Origin of the sequence: Terriglobus roseus (assembly GCF_900102185.1) — a bacterium.
In the GTDB taxonomy this organism is placed as follows: Bacteria; Acidobacteriota; Terriglobia; order Terriglobales; family Acidobacteriaceae; genus Terriglobus; species Terriglobus roseus_A.
In genome coordinates this window covers 3,675,782-3,702,021 of record NZ_LT629690.1, presented here as the reverse complement: position 1 = coordinate 3,702,021, position 26,240 = coordinate 3,675,782, and the positions used below count along the sequence as shown (strand labels likewise).

The window sequence follows — 26,240 nt, the reverse complement described above, 5'->3', positions numbered from 1 at the left end:
AGTTACTAAGTCGTCGTGTATCTGGCTGCAGACACTTACATCTTCATCCATTCGGTAACGACTCGATGACCTACTGTGTAGGCCGCTTCGAGTGCCGGTAGATAGCCGGTGTACGCGCCGTGTTTTTCGCTCGCAAGATTATCGGCTGCCGTTACGCCCGGAGCGGGCATGTCGAAGTTGCTGGCTGTGCGCAGAAGCAGAGCGCGGTTCCAATCCGCTTTACCCTGCTGCGTCAGCGACCATAACGCCAGCATGGAACCCGTGTCGTTCATCGCGGTTGTGCCCAGGTGCGCCACGCCGTCTGTCTCAAACTGCACCCAGCGATGTGCCCACGCGTCCATCTTTGCGCCATGCCAGAAAATCTCCGTGGCCATGTTCGCGCCGGTAATCACTTTGGGTTCGCGTGCTGTGCCTGCAAATCCCTTGTATTGAAGACGTAGTTTGCGCATGGCGTCGTCTTCGGGAAGCTTTGCATCGCGTGTCAGCGTGTAGGCCCACTGCATGAGCGTCGTGTTCATGCGGATCACATTGCCGCGCCGGTTCGTGTGCGCGTCCGCACCCTTCCATGTGCGGACGTCATCTTCCCAATTCGCGCCGCCTTTGGGATCGGACTGCGTGACACCGTCGAGAGAAAGGAAGCCATCCGGCCAGTTCTTGGGTGATTCACGCGGGTCAATTTCTTTGGCCAAATCGCCGTTGATGATGAAGTCTGTCCACACTGCATCGCCAATGGTGCCGTCAGCGGGCGAGATGCCTGCGATGCCATTCAAGAGCCAGTGCGCCTGACGTAGATCGAAGCGGGGATCGCTGCCCAAGGCCATCAGATTCACGCCGGGCCTAATGTTGCCAGGGCCGACCGCGACGGCAATCTCTGTTCCGTCAGCGTTTGCGCGGACTGCGCGTGTCATACCGGGGACTTCAATCACCCGATCGAGATGATCGCGTTCCACCCAAAGCTGTAATTCACCGGGACGATCGCCGGTGTCGTTACCCACTTCGAAGTAACTAACGATGACGACCTTTGGCCGCAGGACGGGCTGTTGTGAGGACGCTGCGACGCTGCACAAGAGCGGCAGCAGGCTGAAAAACTGGCGGAGACGCATACATTCAGGAGAACACAACTGCCGTACTCGCAAAGAGCCACACGCGGTATCGTGTTGCTAGCCGACAGCATCCTCATTGCAGCTCAAGTATTTAGCAAGACAAAGGGTGAGTGGCACGGATGCCACTCACCCTTTGCTTGCTTTGCTGTGAGGATTAGCGAGCGGTGGAAGCCACAATCGCCGAAGCGATGATGCCGGTTGCTACGGCAGCCATCACGTAATTGCCATCCACTTCGCGCCACTCATAACCACGCGGTGGCGCAGACAAGTGATAGCTGCGGTAGTCGACGCGGCGGCCGCGATTCCAGTCATTGGGAGGCATGCGATATCCCTTGTGCCAGTTATCGTGGCGGACATATCCGTGGGGCGGCGGAGGAGGATGCCCATGATCATCGCGGTGATCGTCGTAGTGCTGAGCAAAAGCCGATGCTGCGGGCAACGCCATAGCGCATGTCAGAACTACACCTGCAAACCTGGTCATGTTGGTCTTCATTTTTTCTGTACTCCTTCGTTCTCGTCCTGCGGGCGAACATTGTGCACCGCCGACACAGACCGTTTAGACACTGTGTTGCAGCTGCGGGATGTTGTGGGCCGATGAGGATTTCGAAAAGAATCGCAGCCGCGGTATAGGTTGTCTGGTATCTGCTGGCAAAGCTGCGCCAGAAGAGGACACTGCGGGCTTTGGGCTGCTAACATCGCAAGGAACCCATGAGCACTACAGCTGCCAACCCGACAGCGTCCCATCCTGGCTCACTTACCTCTATTCATGACATTTCACTCGACGGCATTACCCGCCTGCTGGCGCTGACGAACCGGCTGGTTGCCGAACCGCATCGCGAGCGTGTGAAACATCTGGATGGACGCAAGGTAGCCCTGTTGTTTTACGAGTCGTCCACGCGAACGCGCACCAGCTTTGAGCTGGCTGCGAAGTCGCTGGGCGCTATGACGACGCTGGTGAGCGATAAGTCCTCGTCCATTGAAAAGGGCGAAAGCCTGCACGATACCGGTGTGACGCTGCGTGCGTTGGGCGCGGAGTGCATCATCCTGCGTTCGAATTATTCCGGCGCGCCTGAGGTGCTGGCACGTTCGACAGGCTTGCCAGTGTTGAATGCGGGTGATGGCATGCACGAGCATCCTTCGCAGGCGTTGCTGGATCTTCGCACGATGTTGGTGCGGCTTGGCTTGTCGCAGCAGCTTACGCCGACGACGATGGCGGGAAAGACGGTTGTGATTACCGGCGATATCCGTCACTCGCGTGTAGCGCGTTCGAATGCGATTCTGCTGCCCAAGCTGGGCGCGCGTGTGATCTTCTGCGGACCGCCAGAGTTGTGTCCGAAGGAAGCGCTGGATCTATCGCATGGCGTTGAGATTGAGCGCGATTTTGAAAAGGCATTGCAGCAGGCGGATGTGGCAATGATGCTGCGCATTCAGCGCGAACGTCTTGCAGGATTGGACATTGATTCCGCTGAGTACATCGCTGGATATCAGTTGAACGAACAGCGTCTGCGCGCGCATGCGCCAAAGGCGTTGGTGATGCATCCCGGCCCCATGGTGCGTGGATTGGAGATTGATTCTGCTGCGGCAGATGGACCGCAGTCGGCGATTGAAGAGCAGGTGGCGCATGGTCTTGCCGTGCGCATGGCACTGTTGCATCGCGCGCTGCTGGGGGAGACAAACGCATGAGCGCCATTCTTCTGCGCGGTGGACGCGTAATTGATCCTGCGAGTGGTTGTAACGACTTTGCTGATGTTTTGGTGGAGAACGGCATCATCCGTGAAGTGGACTTCACAACGCAGTCCGGTGAACTGGATGCTCTTGCGAAGAACATGCGCGCTGAGGTTCTCGATTGCACTGGATGCATCGTGGCGCCGGGCATCATTGATGCGCATGTACATCTGCGTGAGCCCGGGCAGACGCATAAGGAAACCATTGCAACCGGAACGCAGGCTGCCGTGGCGGGCGGTGTGACTACGGTTGTAGCCATGCCAAACACCACGCCTGTAACGGATTCCGTTGCGCTGCTGGAGTTTGTGCAGAGCGTGCAGCGCGATCCTTCCGCACGCGTGCTGGCCATGCCCGCCGCAACAGTTGGAAGCATGGGCGGCGAGCTTACGGACTATGCTGCTCTGGCGGAAGCGGGTGCGGTTGGCTTCACCGACGATGGCAAACCAGTGCTTGCCGATGAGGTGATGAAGAAGGCGTTGCTGGAAGCAGCAAGGCTTGGCTTGCCTATCTCGCAGCATGCGGAAGACACGCGCATGACCGTGGGCGCCAGCATGAATTTTGGCCCTGTGGCGTTTCGTCTGGGACTGCGTGGCATGCCCATTGAGGCTGAGTCCTCCATTGTGGAGCGTGACATTCGCCTGTTGGAAGAGATTGAACGCGAGGCGCGGCTGCGTCCGCATCTGCATGTACAGCATGTTTCCACGGCGAAGGCGCTTGCAGCCATTCGCGATGCGAAGTCACGCGGCTTGCATGTGACGTGTGAAGTAGCGCCGCATCACATTGCGTTTACGGATGAAGCGATTGCGGGCGATCCTGCGCAGGGGTCGCGTCGTTATGACACGCACTTCAAGATGAACCCGCCGCTGCGTTCGCGTGCAGAGGTGGATGCGTGTATCGCTGCAGTGCTTGATGGAACAGTGGACATCATCGCCACGGATCACGCGCCCCATGCGCACCACGAGAAGAACGTGGAGTTTGAGCGCGCGCCCAATGGCATCACTGGTCTCGAAACATCGCTGGGCGCATCGCTGCGTATTCTGAATCGTGAACACGGCATGCCGCTGATTGATGTTCTTGCTCTGATGACCTCTGCGCCCGCAGAGAAGCTGCATCTGCGCAGGCTGGGCCACGATGTAGGCCGCATACAAACCGGCGCATTTGCTGATGTGATGGTGTTCGATGCAGCGGCGGAGTGGACTTACGACGTACGCATGACGCGATCGAAGTCGCGCAACACACCGTTCGACGGCGCACCGATGCTGGGCAAAGTGAAGTTCACCCTCGTGAAGGGCGAAGTAAAGTACCGCGCATAAGCTGCGCGGTGCTTCAGTGCTTTGCCTTCTCGAAGCGGTTGTTGTTTCCGCGGCTGCTGTAGCGCGTTTCCGGATCGCTGACGAAGACAACGTTGTCGTTGCCTTCCACGGGCACCGTGGTGAACTGATCCACCCACACATGGTTCTTGTTTCCCTGCACGCGCACGAAGCGGCAGCGGCCGTGCACCTGCACTTCGTTCTCCTGGCCTTCCACATACACGGCAGCGCCGCTCGCACACGTCAAGCTTTGCTTCTGCTGATTGCCCGCAATTACGGTGTCGTGCTCGCCGGGCTGGTCGAAGTCGTGGGGAGCGACCTGGCGCTGTGCAAGCAGGGATGCGGAGAAGGTGACGGTCATCACAGCGACGGCGAAGGGCTTCATATAGGCTTCCTCATAAGAAGGTGCAGAAGGTATGAGCAGAGTAACCCGTCCTCGCGATGCCCGGAGAGTGTTTAGCCGTGTAATTGGCTGTTTCGTGATGCTGTGTGGGCTGGCTGTGCTGGTGTCAGCGGCGATGGCGATGCATCGTACGCACCGCGCTCTGCAGCAGGACAAAGAGATTCTGACGAACTTTCGTGCGGAGTTTGAATCTGCTTCCGATGACACGTTGCGTCAACGTGCCGAACAGCGAGGCGCTGTGATGATGCTGGCAAGCAACGAGACGCAGTACCTGTTCCGCATCCGTCGCGAAAATGGCCCGTGGTACTGCAGCGCCGTCGATGTGAACGTGGCGGTCAGCGTGCGTGTTCACGAGGGCAAGCGTGACGTGAGCCTGCAAAAGATGCCGGTGGATTGTCTCTGAGGTTTACTTCAGTCCGGTGGACTGAGCCTGCTCGTGAGCGTGATAGCTGGAACGCACCAGCGGTCCGCTCTCCACATGCTTGAATCCCATGCGTAGCGCTTCTTCCTTCAGGAACTCGAATTCCTGCGGCGTGTAGTAACGCTTCATGGGAATGTGGTCTTTCGACGGACGCAGATACTGGCCGATGGTCAGGATGTCGACCTTGATAGCAGCCAGATCGCGGAAGACGTCGAGCAGCTCGTGCGTCTCTTCACCCATGCCAACGATGATGCCAGTCTTGGTGACCTGCTTCGGATTCAGCTCTTTTGCAAGCCGCAGATAGCCGATGCTGCGCTCGTAGCGTCCACCGGATTTGGCCACGCGATATAGCCGCGGCACAGTCTCAATGTTGTGATTCAGGATCTCAGGACCGGCAGCAACAACAAGGCGAATCGCCTCTTCCGTGCCCTGGAAGTCCGGCGTCAGAATCTCCACCTGGCATCCCGGTGCCTGCTTGCGAATCTCGTGGATCACGTTGACGAAGGCTGTCGCAGCGCCAACATTGTCATCGTCGCGATTCACGCTGGTGATGACGGCATGCTGCAGCCCAAGCGTTGCAACGGCGTAGGCCACGCGGCGTGGCTCATCGTGATCAATCGGCTCAGGCTTGCCGCTGGGCACCGCGCAGAAACCGCAGCGGCGCGTGCAGCTATTGCCCAGCATCATGAACGTGGCGGTCTTGTGGTTCCAGCACTCGCCAATGTTGGGGCAGTGGGCGCTTTCGCAGACAGTGTGCAGCCCCTGCTCGCGTGTGAGCTTCTTCAGCGCATGGAAGGTCTCGCCCATGGGCGCACGCGCTTTCAGCCACTCCGGCTTGGGCGTGGGCTTCTTCGGGGAGAGATCAATCTGGATCAGTTCCGATGCGGCTACAGGCGTCACAATGTCTATTGTAGACCCGTTGGAAAGAGGCGGCATTCCCCGCTGGTTTTGCGCCTGGCGACGCATGTGGTTTCTGTTTAGGAAACTCTTACTGTATTGATGATACGCCTGTTTTATGGGCAGTAAATAGCACTTTCGACCACTTACTGAGTCCGTGTTACAGCGTTACTCTAACTACGTTGTTAGGCCTTGAGAAACACCCGGCCAGGCGACGTACGATGCAGTATCGAAAACCCGTTCTGACGCTTTTGTTCGCCGTCCTTTTTTACAAGTTGATGGTGACCGCGTTCTCCCTGATGAACAAACCAAGTGACACAGCCCTCTATGGGGGCGAAGCCCTGCTTGCCATCTCGGTGATCGGTTTCATAACCGTGGTTCGGCTCCTCTGGAGGAGGAGTACACAATGACTCTCTTTGGTGAGGCTTTTAACGACAAGAAAAACATCGGCAATTCAGAAGACCGCATAAAACTGGCACTCCGTATTGGTGGCCTGCTGCTTGTTGCCGTGATCGGCGTTTCCATCTTCTTCAACTACATCGTGTCCATCGACCGTATTGGCGCGGGCCACGTGGGTGTCGAGGTGGTGCTGAGTGGTTCGCAACGTGGCGCTTCCGAGATTCCGATTCGTACCGGCTGGGTGTTTTACTCGCCGCTGCGGTCGCAGATTGTGGAGTTCCCAACGTTTGTGCAGACCGTGAAGTGGACGCAGGACACGAATGAAGGACGTGCAGTGAATGAGCAGATGAGCTTCAACTCGAAGGAAGGCATGGAGATTTATTCGGATGTAAGTCTCAGCTACTCCATTGAGCCGAAGCGTGTGCCCGACTTCTATGTGAAGTATCGCGTTACCGATCTGGATCAGTTCACGCGCGGTATTCTTCGCGACGTGGTGCGTAACTCGCTGAATGAAATTGCTTCCACATACACCGTGGAGCAGATTTACGGTGAGCAGAAGACGGCCTTCCTGACGCAGGTACAACGCCGTGTCCAGGAGCAAATGGACCCGGTGGGCGTGGAGATTCAGCAGTTCGGCTTTATCGGCGCGCCGCGTGTTCCTCAGGTGATTGCACAAGCCATTACGGCAAAGGCGCAGGCGATTCAGGATGCGGAACGCGCTCGCAACGAACTGGCCAAGACGCAGGCAGAAGCTGCCAAGCAGGTGGCTGAGGCTGAGGGTGAAGCCAAGAGCGGCGTAACTCGTGCGCAGGGTGAAGCCGAGGCGAATCGCATTCGTCAGAGCAGCCTAACGCCGCAATTGCTGCAACTGCGTACGTTGGAAAACCAGCGTGCACTGATTGATCGCTGGAACGGTCAGTTGCCCAGCGTAGAAACAGCGGGCAGCAGCGCCATGATGCTGCAACTGCCCGGCGCACGATAACAACAGTCAGAGCGGCGGCCCATATTGGGTCGCCGCTCTCTTTTCTCCGGTCAACGCTTGCCTGCACTCAATCTCCCATGTTCTCCTGTCCCCGCGAATAACCTGCCATTCGGAGACACGCTTCATGCAATCCAGCCGCCGTACCTTTCTGCTTGCCACGGGCATGACAGCCCTTGCGTCGCGTTCTGCTTTTGGAGCCAACCAGCGACTTCGAGTTGGCGTTATCGGCGCTGGCGGGCGCATGAAGTCTTTGCTGAATGCTGCGGAAGCCAGCGGCTTTGATTTCGAGATTGTTGCCGTGAGTGATGTGTATGTGCCGAATCGCGAACAGGTGAAGACGCGTCCGAGCGCCGTGAATGCCACGTTGCACAACGACTATCGCGAAGTTACGGACAACAAGAACATCGATGCGGTGATCATTGCGACGCCCGATCACTGGCATGTGCGCGTGGCTACGGCGGCCCTGGCCGTGGGTAAGGACGTCTATCTGGAGAAACCCGTCAACCACACCATGGAAGAGGGCGAGACACTGCGTAAGGCCGTGCGTTCCAGCAAGCGCATTCTGCAGTGCGGCATGCAGCAGCGTAGCTGGTCGCAATTTCGCGATGCGGTTGCACTGGTGCAGAGCGGAGCGCTGGGTCGCGTGCCGCAGGTGCGCACCTACTGGTGGCAAAACTACGCCGTAAGTTGGGTGCCGAAGCCGGTAGACCTGGCGCAGCTTGATTGGAAGCAGTGGCTCGGCGGCGCGCCGGACCAGCCGTATGACGCGGAGAAGTTCTTCCGCTGGCGTTGGTACTGGAGCTTTGGCGGCGGCGCGATGACGGACCTGTTTGCGCACTGGATCGACGTGGTGCATTGGGCCATGAAGACCGACGCGCCGTCGATGGCCACCATGCTTGGCGACAAGCACGTGTTTACCAACTGGGATTGCCCAGACACCATCCAGGCCGCGTTCCGTTATCCCGGCTTTGATGTGGTGTACGAGGGCATGATGAGCTCGTCGATTGACGACGGCGGACTCGAGTTCCGCGGCACCGAGGCCACGCTCAAGTTAACGCGCGGCGGCATGACGGTGTGGCGCGAAGGTCTGAAGGGAGCGCAGAACCCCATCCTGAAGGAAGAATCGTTCCGCGACGGCACCATCGACCACATGACGAACTTCTTCCAGTGCCTGGAGTCGCGCAAGGAGCCCAACGCGCCGGTGGAGGCGGGTGTGGCTGCGGCGAATGCTGGTCATATCGGGAATCTTGCTTATAAAAACGGCGGCGTCTGGCAGTCAAAACGGGGCTAAAGCCTTCTCCTGTGGTGGAATAGAGCAAACGCACATACAGGAGACATGCAACCCATGCTGAAATTTTGGCGGGGAGAGCGCTGGTTTCACGCGCACGAAACGGCTCGCTTTGACGAACTGAACGGCCTGCCGCTGGCCAGCTTCAAGCGCCGCGCCTGGGCGTTTATGATCGACGCCCTCATCATCGGGATATTGAAGGCGCCTTTCCGGCACTTTCATTTCCTGCCCGAGGCACACAGCAGCGTGGAACTGGTGAACGAGATTACCGAGAAGATCCCTGAGCTGATTAAGTCCATTGTTTACTTCGGTGTCGCGTTGAAGCTAGGCAAAGGCCAGACGCCGGGCAAGTGGCTGATGAAGATCAAGGTCATGTCGCTGACGCATGACAGCATCGGCTGGTGGCAGTCCATTGAGCGCGGTCTGGGGTATGGTGCGTCGCTGCTGGAGGGCGGTTTTGGCTTCTTCCAGTACTTTCTGAACGGCAACCGCATGTGCGTCCACGACCGTATCGCAGAGACCATTGTGGTGGACATTCAGAAGCCGCGAGTGCGTCCGGCGCTACACCCGGAGACTGACTGCGAGGAGCGGAAAATCGAGGCTGAGGCCGCCGTTTGACGCCATATTTCCGGTGGGTTCGGTGTTCTCTGAATTTTGTTGCTGGCGCGTTGACTGGCATTATCAATAACTCGTAGTATTGCGCCCATGAAACGGCGTGAATTTGTTAAGGGGTTAGCGGTTACGGCCGCGGCCACTACTGCCCTTGCCCAACAGAAGGCTTCGCCCAACGCGGCGACGCCTGTGCCCAACACCAGTACCATCACCCAGGGCGAGCAGGCAGTTGCTCCCAATAACGCATCGGCACGTACGGCGCAGGCGCGCCAGCGCCAGATGGCATCGTTCAAGACGCCAAATATCCCGGTTTCGCAGCCGGACATTGTCGCCGTTACGGATGTGCGTTATTTCACACCAGCACGCTACGCCACGCTGACGCGTTTTGCTGATCTGCTTGTGCCCGCTTCGCAGGGTTACCCCGGCGCAGTACAGGCCAACGCTCCTGAGTTCCTGGACTTCCTCATCGGCGCATCGCCGGCGGATCGCCAGGCCATGTACAACGACGGTTTGGATCGCCTGAACGCCGACTGCATGAAGAAGTCGGGCGTCTCGTTTGCAAAGGCCACTGCGGCCCAGGCTGACGCTGCTGTCCGTCCGTACCTGAAGGGTTGGATCAACGATCATCCGCCGATGGAGAAGCACGAGAACTTCATCGCGCTGGCGCATCGCGATATCCGCCAGGCAACGATGAATTCCGTTGCATGGGCACAGGCTGCCGAAGTTTCGGGCGAGCGCGTGAGCGTTGGTCTGTATGTTCACCCGCTGGATCCGGGCATTGAAACCTGGGTGACGCGCAGTGGTGCACCGAAGGCATCCGCGCCGCTGACCAAGCAAGCACACTCCTAACAGGTTCCCCGGAGAGACGAGAGAGCGAAATGGCAAACAAGAAGGTTGATGTACTCATTATCGGTTCGGGTCACACCGGCGGCATGGCCGCGAAGATCCTGACGCAGAAGGGCATTGCAGTAACGATGCTGGATGCAGGTCCGGCAATCGATTGGGAGAAGGACCGCACGCTGAAGGCGGCGAACCAGCTTCCGTATAAGGGCTTTGACGCTCCGGGCCGTCACCCGCACATCTTCCAGGCAAGCGAGTTCAGCGCGAACCAGTGGGTCGATGAAAAGGTGATCCCCTACAACTACCCCGCAGGTCAGCAGTACAACTGGGTCCGCGTACGCAGCCTGGGTGGACGTTCGCCGTACTGGGGCCGCCAGAGCTTCCGTCTGTCGGACTTTGAGTTCAAGTGCAAGGATCACGACGGTTTCGGCGAAAACTGGCCGATCTCGTTGAAGGATCTGGCACCGTACTATGACCGCGTGGAAGAGATCTTCCAGGTGAGCGGTCACCACGACAACCTGCCGCAGTATCCGGATGGCAACTTTGTCGAAGACAATTCGCCCTGGTCGCCTGCGATGCAGCGTTTTGTGGACGCTGGTAAGAAGATGGGCGTTCCCGTCACCAAGGCTCGCTCTGCGCGCGGCCGCGACGGCATGGCAGCTTCGCTGAACCTGTTGATTCCCGATGCAGTTGCAACCGGCAAGCTGACCACCATCACCAACGCGATTGTTCGCAAGATCACCACGGACAAGAGCACGGGCAAGGTGGACGGCGTTATCTTCATCGACCGCCACTCGCACCGCGAGATGGTGCTGAAGGCACGCGTTGTCATCGTGGCCTGCGGCACGCTGGAAACCACACGTCTGCTGATGATCTCGGAACTGGCGAATTCCAGCGGCTTGCTGGGACACCATCTGTCGGATCAGATTTATGGCGCAGGTATCTCGGCATCGGTTCCTGAAGCGCGTGGCGGTAAGCCGGGCGTGATCGGCGGCGGCGCTCTCATTCCGCGTTTCCGTAACCTGGAAACCAAGACACCTGGCTTCATGCGCGGTTATGCCGTGAACGTCTCCTCGAGCCCTGGCCCGATGGACGCACGCTGGTTCCCGGAATACGGCGCGGCTCTGGATAAGAAGCTGGAAGACTACAACGGCAGCGGATTCACCACGAACATCATGGGTGAGACGCTTGGTCACTATGAAAACCACGTCAGCCTGAATAAGGCCGTCCTGGACACATGGGGCATGCCCACGCTGACCATCAGCACCAAGTACGGCACGAACGAAGACAACATGGCGAAGGACATGGTGGATACCACCGCTGCCATGGCTGAAGCTGCCGGTTTTGAAGTGCTGGTGCGGAACTACAAGTACAACCCTCCGGGCTACTCCATCCACGAGCAGGGCACTGCCCGTATGAGCGACGACCCGAAGAAGGGCGTTGTAAACCAGTGGAACCAGACGCACGACCACAAGAACATGTTCATCTCGGACGCCAGCGTTATGGTGTGCGCCGGATGGCAGAACCCGACCATGACGATCCTGTCGCTGGCCATGCGCGCTTCGGAGTATCTGGCCGAAGAGATGCGCAAGGGCAACGTCTAAGCGTCAAAGTCGTCTAAACAGAAGTACACTTGCAGTAACGGGACGTGCCGTCTTCCCATCCGGGAGCGGCACGTTTCCATCAGGGGAGAAGGTTCGTTGAAGAAGTTGTTGCTGGCAGTCGCGTTGATGTTCGCATTCGCTCTGGGAGCGCACGCGCAGGATGATTCCATGGGCGCGCCACCGGCGAATGATGCTGCGCCCGTTGCGTCGCCAGCAGACGTGGCGAAGGCGTCCGCGCCCGCTGTCACGGGCAGTGTTGCTCCGGGACAGCCCATCAACTTCAATCATCAGTTGCACGTCGGCACCGCGAAGCTGCAGTGCAACGACTGCCACGAACCCAACCGCGGCGGCGCAACTCTCGCCATCCCGCAGCCGTCGAAGTGCATGCTGTGCCATGCTGCCATTGCCACGGATAAGCCAGACATCAAGCACCTGGCCGATGCGGCAAAGAACAACGAACTCATCCAGTGGGTGCGTGTGTATCGTGTGCCATCGTTTGTGACGTTCAGCCACAAGACGCATACGTCAGCAGGTGCAACCTGCGAAGGTTGCCACGGGCCCGTTGCGGAGCGCACTGCTATTGCAGAAGAGAAGAACCTGCACATGGCTGGCTGCATCGCGTGCCATCAGCAGGTGAGTGCGCCCGCAACGTGCGACACCTGCCACGCCATCATGTCGAAGAATGGCCAGTCGCCCTTTGATGCAGACAAGACGGTGTTGGCTCGTCTGCATATCCCAACAGGATCTACGCGTACAGCAATGCCTTCAGTGCCGCGCAGCACGGCGTCAATGCTCGCATCGTCCGTGATGAGCATTGCTCCTTATCTGCACGCTCCATCACTTTAACTGCGCGGATATACACCGAAATCATCAGGCTCCGCATTGCGGGGCCTGTTTTCATGTTGCCCCCAATTCGTTGTGGTTAGAATGCCTCCATCTGTATTTCCCCGTTGGAGTCGTTTCCATTGCATCGCTTGTTTCTCAGGTGTTGCGTTCTCACTGTCGTCCTGTTGTGCGCGGCCATTCGTGCCAATGCGCAGGGTGCCGACGACCGCGTCTACGCGCAACAGCCATTGCAAACGGAACTGCTGACACCACTGGATGTGGGCCATCTGAAGCCCGGTGCGTTGATTGCGGCGAAAGTCAGTTACAACTGGCAGGCCCCTGGCTGCTCTCTGGCCTCCGGTTCCACCGCTACGGGACACATTCTGGAAGCGCATGCTGACAAAGCTGCCCATCGTTCCAGCATCGCCATTCAGTTTGACGCCGCAGACTGCAATGGGAAATTGCAATCGCCCTTGCGGATGCGTGTCTTTGCGGTGATCTTCGCTCCAGAACCAAGTTATGAACGTGCCTTTGCAGATCAGGGAGGACTCTTCGGAAGCTTCTCACCACGTCCTCCACAGTCGATGGGTGGCGGTGGAATGGCCTCTGCAGGGAACATGGCGGTTCATACCTATGACGTACGCAACGACATGACCATACGCGCCCAGCCAGAACTCAAGCTGCCGAAGGTCATTCGCGCAGGCATGGTCTTTGGCGAGAAGAAGGTCACGCTGGAACCAGAAGGTGGTCCACAGAGCTCGTCTCTCTTGCAAAAAGATGAGAAGTCCTTCCGCATTGAGGTCGGCACGAAGCTCATTCTGATGCCTTCGCCAGAAGTGCAGAAGCTGCTTGATGCTTCAGCAGCAACGCCGACATCTCCGGCTACACCCGTCGGCGCTGCTGTTACTAAGCCCGCCGAAACAGAAGCGATTGCTTCATCCACGCTCCCCTCGGCAGTGCTTCCCATGCGCCCGAAGGACGAGACGGAAGTTTGCTCTGCGGATTGCAGCACAGAGCATATCGGCGCTGCTGTTGCATCGGCGACCGGGGCTTCGCTTGACCTGACAAAGCTTGGCTACTTCCGCTCCGATCGTCGTGAACTGAAAAGCTTTCACTACGCATATACGCTGACCTATCTGGATATAGGGCATCTGTTGCTGACGTTTGATCTGCATGACATGCGCGTGCGTCGTAGTGGCGGCTTGCGCCCGGACTACGTTCATACCGTTCGGGCTGTCATCATCAATCCCACCACGCGCAAAATTTTGCGTGTTCTGGATTGGCAAGTGATTGGCGACGGGCAATACCTATGGGCGGCATCGCCCGGTCATGTGCTCGTGCATCTAGGACACCAGCTTCGGCTGCTGGATGCGAATCTGGCCACGCTGCGTTCTGTCGACTTTTCACTGCCGCTGCTATGGGTGTCCGTTGCACCTGCTGGTTCCGTATTTGCTGTGGGATCTGTGCAGGAACGGCATCCTGATGAACTGCATCGTCGCCTTGAAGACATGACTGGGTACGAGCCCGAAGAAACTGTTCGCGTTCAGTTTCTGGATGCTGACTTGCGGTCGATGGGAGAGACCACGCAGCCAAGTACGGTGGCACCCCCTGTACTTACTCCGCACGGTGAACTACGCACGCTGTCGCTGAACATGCATCGGTGGCAGATCGAGGAGTTCAGTTGGGACCACAGCCGGCATACCATTGCCACCACTGTGAGTGATTGCCAGCCTGTGGTGTCGTTGCCCACTGCGGAGACGGTGTTTGTATCTGGCTGTGAGAAAGGGCAGATGTGGTACCGGGCACTGCGACTGGATGGCCATACGGTCGTGCGTGGCGATGCGTCGTCGCAGCAGTTGGAACTGGCAGCGGAGGGGGATGATGGCAGCGATGCACTGGCGGTGCGTGTGGTGTGGAACGCCGTCTCCCGTGACCGGGCGGCGCGTATCCGGGCGTTAGATCTGCGCGGGGAACAGGTTGCTGTCTATCGTGCGCAGGATGGCAAGCGCCTGTTGCTGAGCCGCGTGGAGGATGTGCCGCTGGCGGAGCAATCCTTTGCCCTGGCACCTAAGGCACAGCAACTTGCGGTGCTGGGCACGCATGGCGTGTACTTCTTTCCCATTGTCAACGGTCAGGGCAAGTAAGGCGCACTCGCAGGCAGTCGCTGGCGTAGCCTGAGGCATCTGTCACATGTATGGCACTCTTTCTCCATCTCGCTACGCTGGGTGATGAGCTTGTTGCTACCAGCAGCAAACTGCGGAAGCGTGCGGCTATTGCAGAGCGGTTGGTGGCGGTGCGCAGGGAAGGCTCGGTGGAGGACGCAGGGCTGTTGGCTCTGTATCTTTCTGGTGAGGTGTTTCCGGAGGCAGATACTCGCAAGCTGAGTATTGGTGGCGCCATGTTGTCGCGCGTGTTGCGGGATATTGTGCGACCGACAGAGGAGCAGTTCACGGCGGCTTGGCGGCGGCATGGGGATATTGGAGCTGCGGCGGGGGACCTGTTTGCGGAGCAGGGGCATACACCGGAGCCTAGCCTTACCTTCGCTCAGGTAGCGGAGGCGTTTGCGGCCATCCCTGTGGCCAAGACGACGGCACAACGGCAGGCGTTGCTGACCGGCTTGCTGGAGCGGTGTTCGCCCGTGGAGGCGAAGTACCTGGTGAAGCTCATCAGTGGCGACATGCGTATTGGGGTGAAGCAGGCGCTGATTGAGGAGGCGATTGCCGTCGCCTCGGAGCAGCCGTTGGCCGAAGTACGCAATGCCGTGATGCTGGAGGCCGACCTGGCGCGCGCTACGGTGATGGCCTTTGAAGGTGCGTTGCGAGAGGCGCGGATGCGGCTCTTCCATCCGCTGGGATTCATGCTGGCTTCTCCTGTCGATACGCCGGAAGAAGCAGTGAAGCGTTTCGCCTCCAAGCCGGAAGCCGCGGAGGAAGCGGGCATCAGTGTGCCGCCAGAATCCCACGCCGAGCCTGAACCGCATGTGCGTGCGGAGGATGAGTCTGCACTGGACGATGCGGAACAGGAACACGCGGCATTGCAGGCAATCCACCTGGATGCGCAGGTGGAGGATAAGTTCGATGGCATGCGCGTGCAGTTGCACTTTGGCAGCAACGACAGTCCTGGGCGGGTTGCGCTGTACTCGCGCAACCGTGAGGATGTGACGGCGAGTTATCCGGAGATTGTGGAAGCCTTCGCTGCAGTGAATGAGGCAGTGATCGGCGATGGCAGCGGTGTGATTCTGGACGGCGAGTTGTTGGCGTGGGATGTGCGCAGTGATCGCGCGCTGCCGTTTGCGATGCTGTCTCCGCGCATTGGACGGAAGAAGGTGACGAATGAGGTCCGCAGAGGAACGCCGGTTGTGTACATGGCGTTCGACATCCTGTTCGCACACGGTGAGTTGTTGCTGGATCTGCCATTGAGTGAACGTCGTCGCAGATTGGAAGCGCTGACGGCGCGGATTCAAACCGTAACGCTTTCGCCTTTGGAGGCTGAAGCTCCTTTGCCTTCGGGTGGGCTTTTTTCGGAAGCTGTTCCGGCCCCGCCACAGGGGGAGCAGCGGTTGCGGGTGTCGCAGGTGGTGGAGGCGCACTCGGCGGGCGATCTGGATCGTGCCTATGTTGCTGCGCGTGATCGCGGCAACGAGGGCGTGATGATTAAGTCATCCGGTTCGCTCTATCAGCCGGGGCGTCGCGGCCTCTCGTGGATAAAGCTGAAGCGGCATCTGGACACCTTGGATGTGGTGATCACCGGCGCGGAGTACGGTCATGGACGCCGTTCGCAGGTGTTGTCCGACTACACGTTTGCGGTGCGCGCCAGCGACGGTTCTCTGCAGAACGTGGGCAAGGCGTACGGCGGTCTGACCGATGCAGAGATCGTGGAGCTTACAGACTGGAGTAAGGCGCACACGCTCGAAGACTACGGACACTTCCGTAGCGTTGAGCCTCTGATGGTGTTGGAGATTGCCTTCAACAACATCATGCGCAGCGATCGTCACGCATCGGGTTTCGCGCTGCGGTTCCCGCGCATTGTGCAGATTCGCAGGGATAAGTCGGTGGACGATATCGACACGGTGGAACGGGTGGAAGAGATTTACCAATCGCAGCCGGATAAGCCGGTGGAACAGCTGCCTTCCACTTGATGGTGGATATACCCTCCCCCTCCCCCCTGTTTTTCTAAAATCGTCTTTCTATTGGGGTTACGGTGCGGGTGAGGCTAAAATAGTCTATCCATTGGGGTTAGGGGCAAAATCGTCTTTCTAAAGGATTTAGGGCCGCGCTGCAGCGTGGCCCTTTTCCATCTATCTCAATTTTAGCCGTTTGGCGGAAATACCATGCCAACTCTATTTCTTTTAGTTTGTTGGGGTTGGGTGGCTTCGGGGCTTGACAGGTACTTTCGAATGTTTCTTGAGCTTTTCTGTGTGAGGGCGGGGCTCGGATCGTCCAGGAAAACGCGGCTTTAGTCGCTGGAACCCCGTCTTTGCTTCTAGGACGTAACCTTTGCGGTGCGATTCATCGATCAGGGCTGAGGTAATTCCAGTTGTGCAACTCAACGCGAAAGTTGGTCTGCCACTTTTCTAACGCCTGCTTGTGCGCAGACTTCATCCTTATCTCCTCCGGGAGCCCCTCCAACACCGAGTGCTGCGACAATCTTGCCGTCTTTCATAAACGCGACGGCTCCAGGAAGAGCCATAACGTGTGACACGGTAGCGAGTCTCGGCGCATAAGGGTTCGTCTTCGTGAGCTCGAAGAATTTGCCACTCGTGTCGAAGTGAAACATGGGGCCGAGCGTTACGACGCCATATGCCTTTTCATAGCTCGACTCCTGAGTATGCACCGTAGCGTTGTCTCCTCGCAGCTCCACCTGCGCGATGCCATCCATATCTACGACCGTGGCGGTAACTTGATAACCATTTGCCGTGCACACTCTTATCGCCTCCAAAGAAGCGTCAAGCGCCAGCTGCAGTGGGAGTTGGTAACGATAGTTGCTGCTCGGCTGATTTGTGGATTGAGCGGGTGTATACATAGCTACCGCAACAATGATGAGCGATGTGAAGTGATGTGCTTTCATGACGTGTTCTCCTTTGCTTGGTTATTCAAAGCTGCACGCTGAGAGATGGTTACGATCTGGCAAATTGCCACCGTCTCTGGACACGGATCACGCAGGAAGTGTCGGCTGCTTTAAATTTCCGCCTATCTGTTTCACGATCCTATTCAGACGGCTACTGCGGTGTATTGATCAGTATGGGCGTAAGAGAACACGAGCGAAATTGGACCAAAGTATTGCTGACGTCGCTATTGAGCAGAGTACTTTAGAAATACACGTCATTCCTTTAAGTGAATGTTGTGGCTAATACCAAAGTCTTGCTTATGCCAGCGTTCAGTATGTTGAGGAGCAATTCGAGCTGCTGCTCTTATCGCGAGCTCAATACAAACTTGTTGCCTTCGGGATCTTCGAAGATGGCTGAAGAGCCCCAGGATTCCTTCTTGGGTTCCTGGTAGAACTTCACACCGCGCTGCTTCAGTCCATCGGCGGTTTGGAATACGTCGTCGCATCGAAATGACATGGATTGAAATGTTCCGATGCGGTCTTCGTGGCCTTCAGGCGTGAAGAGAGCGATACCTGTTTCGGCTCCTGGGATCGACAGCTCAATCCAGCGCTGTCCTCCTGGAACGAACTCCTGATCCGTTTGCACCTTGAATCCAAGCGCCTCGGTGTAAAACTTCAACGCTTCATCCTGGTTTCTTACTGGAATGCTGACGAACTTTATGCCACGAATCATTTTCGTTCTCCCTGGAATTGAGCCTAAGGTCAGAAGAGAGATGGAGACAATGTACCGATTGCAGCTATACCATCTATCGGTAAAGCTATGAAAAAGAACCTTGTGCTTGACCCGTACATTCACGGAACCCTGATGCGTGATCTTGTTGGGCACGATCACAAGCCTGCCGCGTTTCTTGTGTATTTGTGGCTCTATGCAGAGCAAGAGAGGACGGGCCAGCCCGTTGCGGCCAGTCACTCCACGCTGGCGGAGGAGACGGGGCTTTCGCGGTCGACGTCGCAGGCTGCTGTGGCATGGCTTGTCCGGCGGAAGCTGCTCCGTGTTCAGAAGGAATCGGTGACCGCTACTCCTGTGTATTCTGCGCAGTGTCCTTGGCGGCGATAGATCGTTTCGACTTATTGCTCCGGCTTCTAGACTTCTTGCTGCGGCTCCTTCGGCACAACTACGAACCAGGCGATGAGCGCTCCTGTGAATACGGATGCTGCGGCCACCCACATTACGTTTCGATAGGCAGTCACAAAAGATGCAGCAATTGCCTGCATCGCCTCAATATTTGCAACCTTAATCGCCGCGAGTTGCAGGCGGTTTGCATGGATCTCTGCCAACACGTCTGGAGGCAGGTGCAACGTTGCAAGATGGTGATCGAGACTGTTGTTGAACACCGTCACCATCAACGCTCCGAATGCGGCCACCGCGATGAGCGAAGCCAGCCTCGACACTGCGTTGTTGATGCCTGAAGCTACGCCCGCCTCGGATGTTGGGACTGCATTCATCAATGTTGTTGTCAGCGGAGCGACCGTGATGGTCATCCCCAGCGAAAGAACCAGCACCGCTGGAAGAAAGCTGGTCCAGTAATGGCCGCTCTGCGGCGCAAGTGCGAACAATGCGAATCCGACCGATGTGATCAGCGGCCCCACTGTAAGTGGTAGTCTCGCGCCGTAGCGCCCCACCAGTGCACCTGCCCATCGCGAGAACACAAACATGCTCACCACAAACGGCACCAGCGCCGCTCCGGCCTCTGTCGCGGAGTAGTGCTGTATTTGGATCAGGTCCAGTGGCGTGAAAAAGAACAGCGCGCCGAGGGGAGCATACACAAAGAACGTCAGCAGGTTCGCTCCGGTAAAGTTGCGCGAGTGAAATAGAGCAAACGGAAGCATGGGCGACGACGCATGGCGCTCCAGACGTCCGAACGCAACAAGAGCGACGACCCCGGCGGTCGCCATGCCTGCGAGCAGATTGCGATGCGCTCCCGAAGGCCATTCAATCAACGCGTACGTGATGCCTCCGAGGCCCAATGTCGTCAGAGTCGCTCCAAGCCAGTCAAGACTTCCGGTTACGTCGTCGTCCTTCGTTTCTGGAACCTTCACAGAGAGAATGACGACAGCCAGCGCCAGCGGAACATTCAGGAAGAAGACCCATCGCCAACTGAAGTGTTCGATCAGCCATCCGCCGGCTACAGGTCCGAGCGCCGCAGTCAGCGCTGAGAAACCCGACCATGTGCCAATCGCCTTACCGCGCGTATCTTCCGGAAAGATCGCGGTGATCAAAGCCAGGCTTCCGGGAACCAGCAGTGCTGCCCCGACACCCTGCACGGCTCTGGCGATAATGAGCCATTCGATACTGTTCGCGAGACCGCACATTACGGACGCAACGGTGAACAACACGACGCCGTAGATATAGATCTTGCGTCGTCCGTACCGGTCGCCCATGGAACCGCTGACAAGCAGCAGCGATGCCAGCGTGAGTGCGTATGATTCGATCACCCATTGCACGCTGGAGACGTCTACGACGAAGACCTTTTGTAGGGTGGGCAGAGCCAGGTTGACCGCGGTCCCGTCAAGAAAAGCCATGCTGGAACCGAGAATGGTCACCACCAGAACGAGACGCTGGGTGAGGGCCGTTGGTCTATCGTTCTGCGTCATAGGGCAGCACCCGTTACTTCAATCTAACCCCACGGCCTTCTTTATAAATGCTGGTACATTATCCTGAGGTTACGAGCGCGACCCGTTATCGGATACCGCAGCCCCCGAGAAGAGCAGCAAACGATCACAACAACAACGAAGTAGGCCTCCGCCCGCGCGCAGATGCTGTGCTGGTTTGTGGAAAGAAATATACGTTGAACATCCGAATCGTCCGGTCTGAGGTCCTTGCGGGCCTTACGGCCGCTTTGTCGCTTGTGCCGGAAGTTGTTGGCTTCTCGCTGGTGGCACACGTTAACCCGCTTAACGGTCTCTACGCTGCCTTTATCCTCTGTCTTATCGCTGCGATTTTTGGTGGTCGTCCGGGAATGATATCTGGCGCGGCTGGCTCCATGGCTGTGGTGTCGGCTGCACTGGTTGTTCAGCATGGCATTGAATATCTTTTCGCGACCATTCTTCTCACCGGTATCCTTCAGCTTCTCTTCGCAGCGTTTCGTTTCGGCAAACTGATCCGCATGGTGCCGCACTCCGTCATGCTGGGTTTTGTGAATGGCCTGGCGATCATCATTGCTTCTGCGCAATTTCAGCATCTGCGCGAGCGTATGCCCGATGGAAGTCAGCATTGGCTTCCGATGTCGTCACTGATCACAATGTTTGGGCTGATTGCGGTTACGGTGGTCGTAACGGTTCTTCTTCCGAAATTGACGAAGGCATTTCCATCTGCACTGGCAGGCATACTTGCAGCTACTGTTTGTGTGCTGGCTTTTGGGATTCATACGCGTACGGTTGGCGACCTTGCCTCAATACATGGCACGCTTCCAAGATTCCATCTCCCAGTTGTTCCATACACGATGGCGACTCTGCGCATCACGCTTCCGTATGCTTTTGTGCTGGCCACCATTGGGCTTGTGGAAACGTTGCTCACGTTGAATTTGATTGATGAGATCACCGATACCGTGGGCGAACCGAATCGCGAATCGATGGCTCAGGGCCTGGGCAACATTGTGGGATCGCTCTTCACGGGTATGGGCGGCTGCGCGATGATTGGGCAATCGATGATCAATCTGAACTCCGGTGGCAGACGCCGTCTATCCGGCATTGCAGCGGGCTGTTTGCTTTTGTCTTTCATCCTTGCGGGGTCGCGGCTTATTGAACGTATTCCGCTTGCTGCGCTTGTGGGAGTTATGTTCGTGGTGTCCGCGGAGACGTTCAATTGGAAGAGCCTGCAGAACTTCTTTCGCATTCCGAAGCACGACACGGCAGTGATGGTGATCGTTACGCTGATCACCGTACTTACGAATCTGGCGACGGCTGTTGTTGCGGGGATTGTTATTGCTGCGCTTGTTTTCGCGTGGGATCATGCGCAGCAACTTGAGGCCGACATTGTTGAAGAGAATGACACGAAGACATACCGGCTTCGCGGCAGCCTTTTTTTCGCGTCTACAGCTCAATTCACTGCATTCTTTAGTCCGAAGACTGATCCGATTGACACGTATCTTGATTTCGATCATGCACGGATCATGGATTCCTCCGCTCTGGAAGCGATTGAATCGCTTGCGAAGCGTTATCGAGATGTCGGCAAGATGCTGCATGTTCACGGTCTTAGCGAAAGTTGCGATCGTTTGCTCCGTCGTAAGGACGGCGAGGTGAACATTTCACCGATGCCTGCCTATGACGAGGTCTAGCCATGCTGGATTGGAAGGCTTGAATTGTTTGCGCGTGCGTGTTCGTTAGTGACGGCTTAGAGCGCGTTGCCGGAGACTTTGCTTCTGGAGGCGGCGTATGATTCGGTCGATACGTTTCTTCAGCGATGGCACAAGATCAAATCGGCCTCTCTCGTCGTGGATTGCTCAAGGGAATTGGAAGTGTGGGGCTTGCTGCCGCGAGCCCCAGAACCTTTGCTGCGTCTGAGACTTACTCTGCGGAGCAGCCGCCAGATACGTCACCGTCCCCAGTTACGCGAATAGCGACTCCGTTTGCTCTTGGGGATGTTGACCTTTTGGATGGGCCATTTCTCAGGGCACGTACTAAGAGCCAAGGCTATTTGTTGAGCTTGCAGCCGGATCGGATGCTTCACACTTTTCGTGTAAACGCCGGTCTGCAACCTAAAGCAGAAGTCTATGGCGGCTGGGAGTCGGCGCCGACGTGGGCTGATATTCATTGCCAGGGTCATACGCTGGGACACTATCTGTCGGCGTGCTCTTTGATGTACGGAGCCACCCGCGATGAACGATTCAAGCAGCGCGCCGACTATATCGTGAATGAACTTCGCGATTGTCAGGTTGCGGGTGAGACGGGGCTTGTCAGTGCATTTCCTGAAGGCAATGGCCTGATGGCTACCGTTCTTAGCGGGAAGAAGTACACCGGTGTGCCCTGGTACACGCTGCACAAGGTGTATGCAGGTTTGCGGGATGCGCGTGTCTATACCGACAACCCTGTGGCGCTGGAAGTGCTGATCAAGTTTTGCGATTGGGCGGTGACGGCAACTGCTCCTCTTACGGAGGAGCAGTTTCAGAAGATGTTGGAGGTGGAGCATGGCGGCATGAATGAAGTGTTTGCAGATGCTTATGAGATGGCGGGTGATGCGCGTTATCTTGCACTCGCGAAGCGCTTCTGCCATCAAGCGATTCTCGAACCGCTTTCGAAGTCCCGGGATCATCTGGATGGTCTTCATGCGAACACGCAGATTCCGAAGGTCATTGGTTTCAACCGGCTTTACCAATTAACCGGCGAGAAGAATTATCTTGCGGCGTCTGCCTTCTTTTGGAAGACCGTTGTGATGACGCGTTCTTTTGTGAATGGCAACCACGGTGATGAAGAGCACTTTTTCTCAGTGGCGAATTTTAGTGAGCATGTGTTCTCTGCGAAGGCTTCAGAGACATGTTGTGAATACAACATGCTCAAGCTGACGAGGATGCTGTTTGAACTGAATCCTTCTGCATTGCATGCGGACTTTTATGAGCGTGCGCTGTACAACGACATTCTTGCTTCGCAGGACCCGGACACTGGCATGGTGACTTACTTCCAGGGGAATCGGCCGGGATATATGAAGCTATACTGCACTCCGACTGATTCTTTCTGGTGCTGCACGGGGACAGGCATGGAGAACCATGCGAAGTATAACGACTCGATCTATTTCCGAGGCGCAGACTCCATTTACGTGAATCTCTTCATACCTTCAGTGGTTCGTTTGCGCCCCGGAGTGTCATTAACGCAGACGACTCAGTTTCCTGAAGCTGGTACGACCAAGCTGCAATGGAAGACCGATCGACCGATTGAGATGACGGTTTATCTGCGGCATCCTCACTGGAGCCACGTTGCGAAGGTCAAGGTCAATGGCAAGTCGATTGTTGAGTCGACACAGGCGAGTTCTTATATCGAATTGAAACGCGTGTGGAAGAACGATGATGTGATTGAGCTCGATATGGTGATGGAGCTGCGCGCTGTTCCTTTGCCGGGAAGTGAACGCATCGTTGCATTCGTTTACGGCCCCATCGTGTTGGCGGGTGCGCTTGGGAGTGAGGGCATTCCGCCTCATGGCGATCTGAATGCGAACGAACGCCTTTATGGTTCTGTTCTCAACACGCCTTTCGCTCCACCAATGTTGAGGGGAGAACCCGCGACACTTGTTCAACAGGCAAAGCCTGCTGGATCACCGCTTACTTTTACTCTTCCGGCTAGCGGCTCTGCAGACAGCGTTACGCTGATGCCGTACTACAAGATTGCGCACGAACGCTACGCGACTTACTGGAAACTAACTTAAGAACGGGGCGTTGCTTTGGTCTTGAAATCTATGCGGCCTTTTGTGGTTCTGGTTCTTCTCGCGATTTGTTCCGTGGCGCAGATTTACGGGGAAGAGTTTTACGTTTCGCCGAAAGGTTCGGATACGAATCCCGGTACCAAATCGCGGCCCTTTGCTTCATTGGAACGTGCACGAGATGCAGCGCGCGTGTCGAAGCATGATGCGCCGATCACGATCTGGCTGCGCGGTGGGGAATATCGCAGGACGGCGACCTTTACGCTTGGTGCTGCCGATAGCGGGACTGCGGCAGCGCCTGTGATCTATCGTGCTATGGCGGGTGAGAAGGTGCGAATTGTTGGTGGCGCGCCGGTAGGGAAATTCAAGAAGTGGCGCGGCGAGATTCTGCGTGCAGATTTACGCGCGCAGGGAATTAGCAACTACGGAGAGATTCTTTCTCGCGGTATGGGAAGGCCTAATGTTTCGGCGCTGGAGTTGTTCTTCAACGACAGGCCGATGACGTTGGCTCGCTGGCCGAACGTCGGTTGGGCTTATACCGATGCAGCCACGAAAGACAAAGCGCAGAACCAGTTTGCTTATGAGGGTGAACGCGCGGCGCGATGGGTGAACGCCCCTGATGCGTGGGTGCATGGCTACTGGTATTACGATTGGGCCGACCATTACGAGCGTGTCACGCATATCGATACGGCGCATCATCTCATTGACACCGCAGCGCCCAATCCGAACTACAACTACCGAGGCGGGCAGCGCTGGCAGGTGGTGAATGTGCTGGAGGAGCTTGATGAACCGGGCGAGTGGTATCTGGATCGACAGGCGGGCGTGTTGTACTTCTGGCCGCCTTCTCCGATTGCATCTGGAGTTGCTGAGGTTTCGTTACTCGATAACCCGCTGGCGAGTGTTGAAGGCGCGTCGTATGTGGAGTTACGCGATCTTGATTTTGGGTTGACGCGGGCTGACGGGATTGTGATTCGTGATGGCAGTCATGATCGGATTGCGCATTGCACTGTTGCGAATGTTGGTAATGCTGGCGTGGTGATCCGTGGTGGGGATGCGGATGCCGTAGAAGATTCAGAGATTCGCGACACAGGTGATGGTGGCGTTGTTCTGGATGGCGGAGACCGCAAGACGCTGACTGCTGCTGGGCATGTTGCAGCTCGCAATCATATTCATGACTATGCGCGCTGGTCGCGCACGTATACGCCGGGAATCAATGTGTTGGGTGTGGGGAACCGCGTTGTGGGCAACACGATTGATCATGCTCCGCACTTTGCGATCTGGGTCCATGGCAATGACCATGTGATTGAAGGAAACGATATTCATACCGTGGCAATGGAGACCGCGGATGCGAGCGCTTACTACATTGGCGCGGACACGACAGAACGTGGCAACACGGTGCGTAGCAATTACTTTCACAACCTGGGGCTGGGGGATATCAACGCCATCTATCTGGATGATGAATCCAGCGGGTCACTTGTGGTGGGCAATGTAATGCGTGGAGCCGCTCGCGGCGCGAAGATTGGTGGCGGCAGCGACAACATTTTCGAGAAGAACAAGTTTGTGAATAACGACATTGGCATCCACTTTGACGCGCGCGGTATGGGATGGCAGAAGGCTTACTTTGACGGCACCAATCCGGCGTTGTTGAATCGGTTGAAGGCGATGCCTTACAAGGAAGAGCCGTGGCGGAGTCGCTATCCGCAACTGGTGGGATTTCTGGACCAGCCTCCGGGGCTGCCGATGCGCAATGCGATTCATGACAACGAGTGCTGGTGCAAGGTGTGGGTGGCCTACTACGACAAGCTGACCGAGGAGAAGAACATGGACTCGGCTGGGAACCAGGTTCACCCAGAGGGCGTGGTGTGGAATCCGGATTGGGTGAAGGGGATGGGGCTGGATATCGACACGCCGGTGATTGCGCGTCGGTTGACGGAGGTGAGCGCGACGCAGGCGAAGCTGGCTATTGAAAACCAAGGGCGCAGCGCGCGGAGTGGAGTGTTCGAAGTTTGGATAGAGCCGGGCCTGGATGGCAGGGTTGTGTCGCCGTCGGAGATTCCGTTTTCGCTCAAGCCCGGCGAAAAGATGGAATGGACAATTACGGTTGAGCACGCCGCTCCGATTCGTCTGGGTGCGTATTTGAAGGGTGAGAGCTTTGTTCCGTCGGGCATCAAGATGAAGTAAGACGGCTTCGGTTCATCCTGGTCGTTGAAAAAACGAATGCCGCACCAGGAAATAGAACGCCACGCCGGATTTTATCGGCTCAGTTTTACTTCATCCCCTTATGATCGTCAGTGCAGCCGCCATGACGATTCCCCCGTCGTTTCGTGGTGCTTTCTCTGCAGATGTAGTTGTGTGAAATGCATTGCGATGGGGGCT

22 protein-coding genes are annotated in these 26,240 nt (G+C 57.1%); 15 read left to right on the top strand and 7 right to left on the bottom strand.

Going from position 1 to position 26,240, the window contains the following annotated elements; translation table 11 throughout:
- Positions 1–35: 35 nt before the first annotated feature.
- Together BLT38_RS15555 and BLT38_RS15550 are read right to left on the bottom strand one after the other, a co-directional pair.
- On the bottom strand, positions 36–1,103 hold the full coding sequence (locus BLT38_RS15555; protein WP_083346004.1) for a purine-nucleoside phosphorylase: 1,068 nt from the start codon (positions 1,101–1,103) through the stop codon (positions 36–38).
- Between the two features lie 154 nt (positions 1,104–1,257).
- Positions 1,258–1,584 carry an RcnB family protein gene (locus BLT38_RS15550; protein ID WP_197674892.1) on the bottom strand — a complete coding sequence of 109 codons (327 nt, stop codon included), beginning with the start codon at positions 1,582–1,584 and terminating at the stop codon, positions 1,258–1,260.
- A gap of 227 nt (positions 1,585–1,811) precedes the next feature.
- Between BLT38_RS15550 and BLT38_RS15545 the strand changes: the two genes are divergently transcribed.
- The gene (locus tag BLT38_RS15545; protein WP_083346002.1) at positions 1,812–2,786 is read left to right on the top strand and encodes an aspartate carbamoyltransferase catalytic subunit; all 975 of its coding nucleotides are present in this window, start codon (positions 1,812–1,814) and stop codon (positions 2,784–2,786) included.
- Entirely contained in the window at positions 2,783–4,141 is a 1,359-nt protein-coding gene (locus tag BLT38_RS15540; protein WP_083346001.1) for a dihydroorotase, read from the top strand. The genes BLT38_RS15545 and BLT38_RS15540 overlap by 4 nt, the downstream gene beginning before the upstream one ends.
- A 13-nt stretch (positions 4,142–4,154) precedes the next feature.
- Here the strand turns inward: BLT38_RS15540 and BLT38_RS15535 are convergent, their stop codons facing one another.
- Entirely contained in the window at positions 4,155–4,523 is a 369-nt protein-coding gene (locus tag BLT38_RS15535; protein WP_083346000.1) for a DUF3060 domain-containing protein, read from the bottom strand.
- A gap of 31 nt (positions 4,524–4,554) precedes the next feature.
- Here BLT38_RS15535 and BLT38_RS15530 point away from each other — a divergent pair, with 31 nt between their 5' ends.
- Positions 4,555–4,944 (top strand): hypothetical protein, encoded by a 390-nt coding sequence (locus BLT38_RS15530; RefSeq protein WP_156785160.1) that lies wholly within the window; start codon positions 4,555–4,557, stop codon positions 4,942–4,944.
- A gap of 3 nt (positions 4,945–4,947) precedes the next feature.
- Here BLT38_RS15530 and lipA read toward each other — a convergent pair whose 3' ends face one another.
- Positions 4,948–5,898 (bottom strand): lipoyl synthase, encoded by a 951-nt coding sequence (lipA, locus tag BLT38_RS15525; protein WP_083345998.1) that lies wholly within the window; start codon positions 5,896–5,898, stop codon positions 4,948–4,950.
- 367 nt (positions 5,899–6,265) lie between these two features.
- Between lipA and BLT38_RS15515 the strand changes: the two genes are divergently transcribed.
- The 8 genes from BLT38_RS15515 (at position 6,266) to BLT38_RS15480 (ending at position 16,547) form a co-directional block, all read left to right on the top strand.
- Positions 6,266–7,240 (top strand): SPFH domain-containing protein, encoded by a 975-nt coding sequence (locus tag BLT38_RS15515; RefSeq protein ID WP_083345996.1) that lies wholly within the window; start codon positions 6,266–6,268, stop codon positions 7,238–7,240.
- Positions 7,241–7,364: 124 nt separating this feature from the next.
- Positions 7,365–8,531, top strand: coding sequence for a Gfo/Idh/MocA family protein (locus BLT38_RS15510; protein WP_083345995.1), 1,167 nt, complete (start codon positions 7,365–7,367; stop codon positions 8,529–8,531).
- 54 nt (positions 8,532–8,585) lie between these two features.
- A complete protein-coding gene (locus tag BLT38_RS15505) occupies positions 8,586–9,146 on the top strand; it encodes an RDD family protein (protein ID WP_172838301.1) in 561 nt (186 codons plus the stop codon).
- A gap of 87 nt (positions 9,147–9,233) precedes the next feature.
- Positions 9,234–9,989, top strand: coding sequence for a gluconate 2-dehydrogenase subunit 3 family protein (locus tag BLT38_RS15500; RefSeq protein WP_083345993.1), 756 nt, complete (start codon positions 9,234–9,236; stop codon positions 9,987–9,989).
- 29 nt (positions 9,990–10,018) lie between these two features.
- Positions 10,019–11,584: a GMC oxidoreductase gene (locus BLT38_RS15495; RefSeq protein WP_083345992.1), complete on the top strand. Its 1,566-nt coding sequence runs from the start codon at positions 10,019–10,021 to the stop codon at positions 11,582–11,584.
- 96 nt (positions 11,585–11,680) lie between these two features.
- Complete coding sequence (locus BLT38_RS15490; RefSeq protein WP_083345991.1) at positions 11,681–12,430, top strand: cytochrome c3 family protein; 750 nt, start codon at positions 11,681–11,683, stop codon at positions 12,428–12,430.
- 119 nt (positions 12,431–12,549) lie between these two features.
- A complete protein-coding gene (locus BLT38_RS15485; protein ID WP_156785159.1) occupies positions 12,550–14,553 on the top strand; it encodes a hypothetical protein in 2,004 nt (667 codons plus the stop codon).
- A 50-nt stretch (positions 14,554–14,603) separates the two neighbouring features.
- Positions 14,604–16,547 carry an ATP-dependent DNA ligase gene (locus BLT38_RS15480; protein ID WP_083345989.1) on the top strand — a complete coding sequence of 648 codons (1,944 nt, stop codon included), beginning with the start codon at positions 14,604–14,606 and terminating at the stop codon, positions 16,545–16,547.
- Between the two features lie 407 nt (positions 16,548–16,954).
- Here the strand turns inward: BLT38_RS15480 and BLT38_RS15475 are convergent, their stop codons facing one another.
- Complete coding sequence (locus BLT38_RS15475) at positions 16,955–17,476, bottom strand: GlcG/HbpS family heme-binding protein (RefSeq protein ID WP_083345988.1); 522 nt, start codon at positions 17,474–17,476, stop codon at positions 16,955–16,957.
- A 343-nt stretch (positions 17,477–17,819) separates the two neighbouring features.
- Positions 17,820–18,188 (bottom strand): VOC family protein, encoded by a 369-nt coding sequence (locus tag BLT38_RS15470; protein WP_083345987.1) that lies wholly within the window; start codon positions 18,186–18,188, stop codon positions 17,820–17,822.
- An 87-nt stretch (positions 18,189–18,275) separates the two neighbouring features.
- On the opposite strand from BLT38_RS15470, the gene BLT38_RS15465 reads away from it, so the two are divergent.
- Complete coding sequence (locus tag BLT38_RS15465; RefSeq protein WP_083345986.1) at positions 18,276–18,572, top strand: helix-turn-helix domain-containing protein; 297 nt, start codon at positions 18,276–18,278, stop codon at positions 18,570–18,572.
- A 26-nt stretch (positions 18,573–18,598) separates the two neighbouring features.
- On the opposite strand, the gene BLT38_RS15460 is transcribed toward BLT38_RS15465, so the two are convergent.
- On the bottom strand, positions 18,599–20,110 hold the full coding sequence (locus tag BLT38_RS15460; RefSeq protein WP_083345985.1) for an MFS transporter: 1,512 nt from the start codon (positions 20,108–20,110) through the stop codon (positions 18,599–18,601).
- Between the two features lie 194 nt (positions 20,111–20,304).
- Between BLT38_RS15460 and BLT38_RS15455 the strand changes: the two genes are divergently transcribed.
- The 3 genes from BLT38_RS15455 (at position 20,305) to BLT38_RS15445 (ending at position 26,045) form a co-directional block, all read left to right on the top strand.
- The gene (locus BLT38_RS15455; RefSeq protein WP_083345984.1) at positions 20,305–21,792 is read left to right on the top strand and encodes a SulP family inorganic anion transporter; all 1,488 of its coding nucleotides are present in this window, start codon (positions 20,305–20,307) and stop codon (positions 21,790–21,792) included.
- Positions 21,793–21,917: 125 nt separating this feature from the next.
- The gene (locus tag BLT38_RS15450) at positions 21,918–23,870 is read left to right on the top strand and encodes a glycoside hydrolase family 127 protein (RefSeq protein ID WP_083345983.1); all 1,953 of its coding nucleotides are present in this window, start codon (positions 21,918–21,920) and stop codon (positions 23,868–23,870) included.
- A 186-nt stretch (positions 23,871–24,056) separates the two neighbouring features.
- Positions 24,057–26,045: a right-handed parallel beta-helix repeat-containing protein gene (locus BLT38_RS15445; protein ID WP_172838299.1), complete on the top strand. Its 1,989-nt coding sequence runs from the start codon at positions 24,057–24,059 to the stop codon at positions 26,043–26,045.
- Positions 26,046–26,240: the final 195 nt, after the last annotated feature.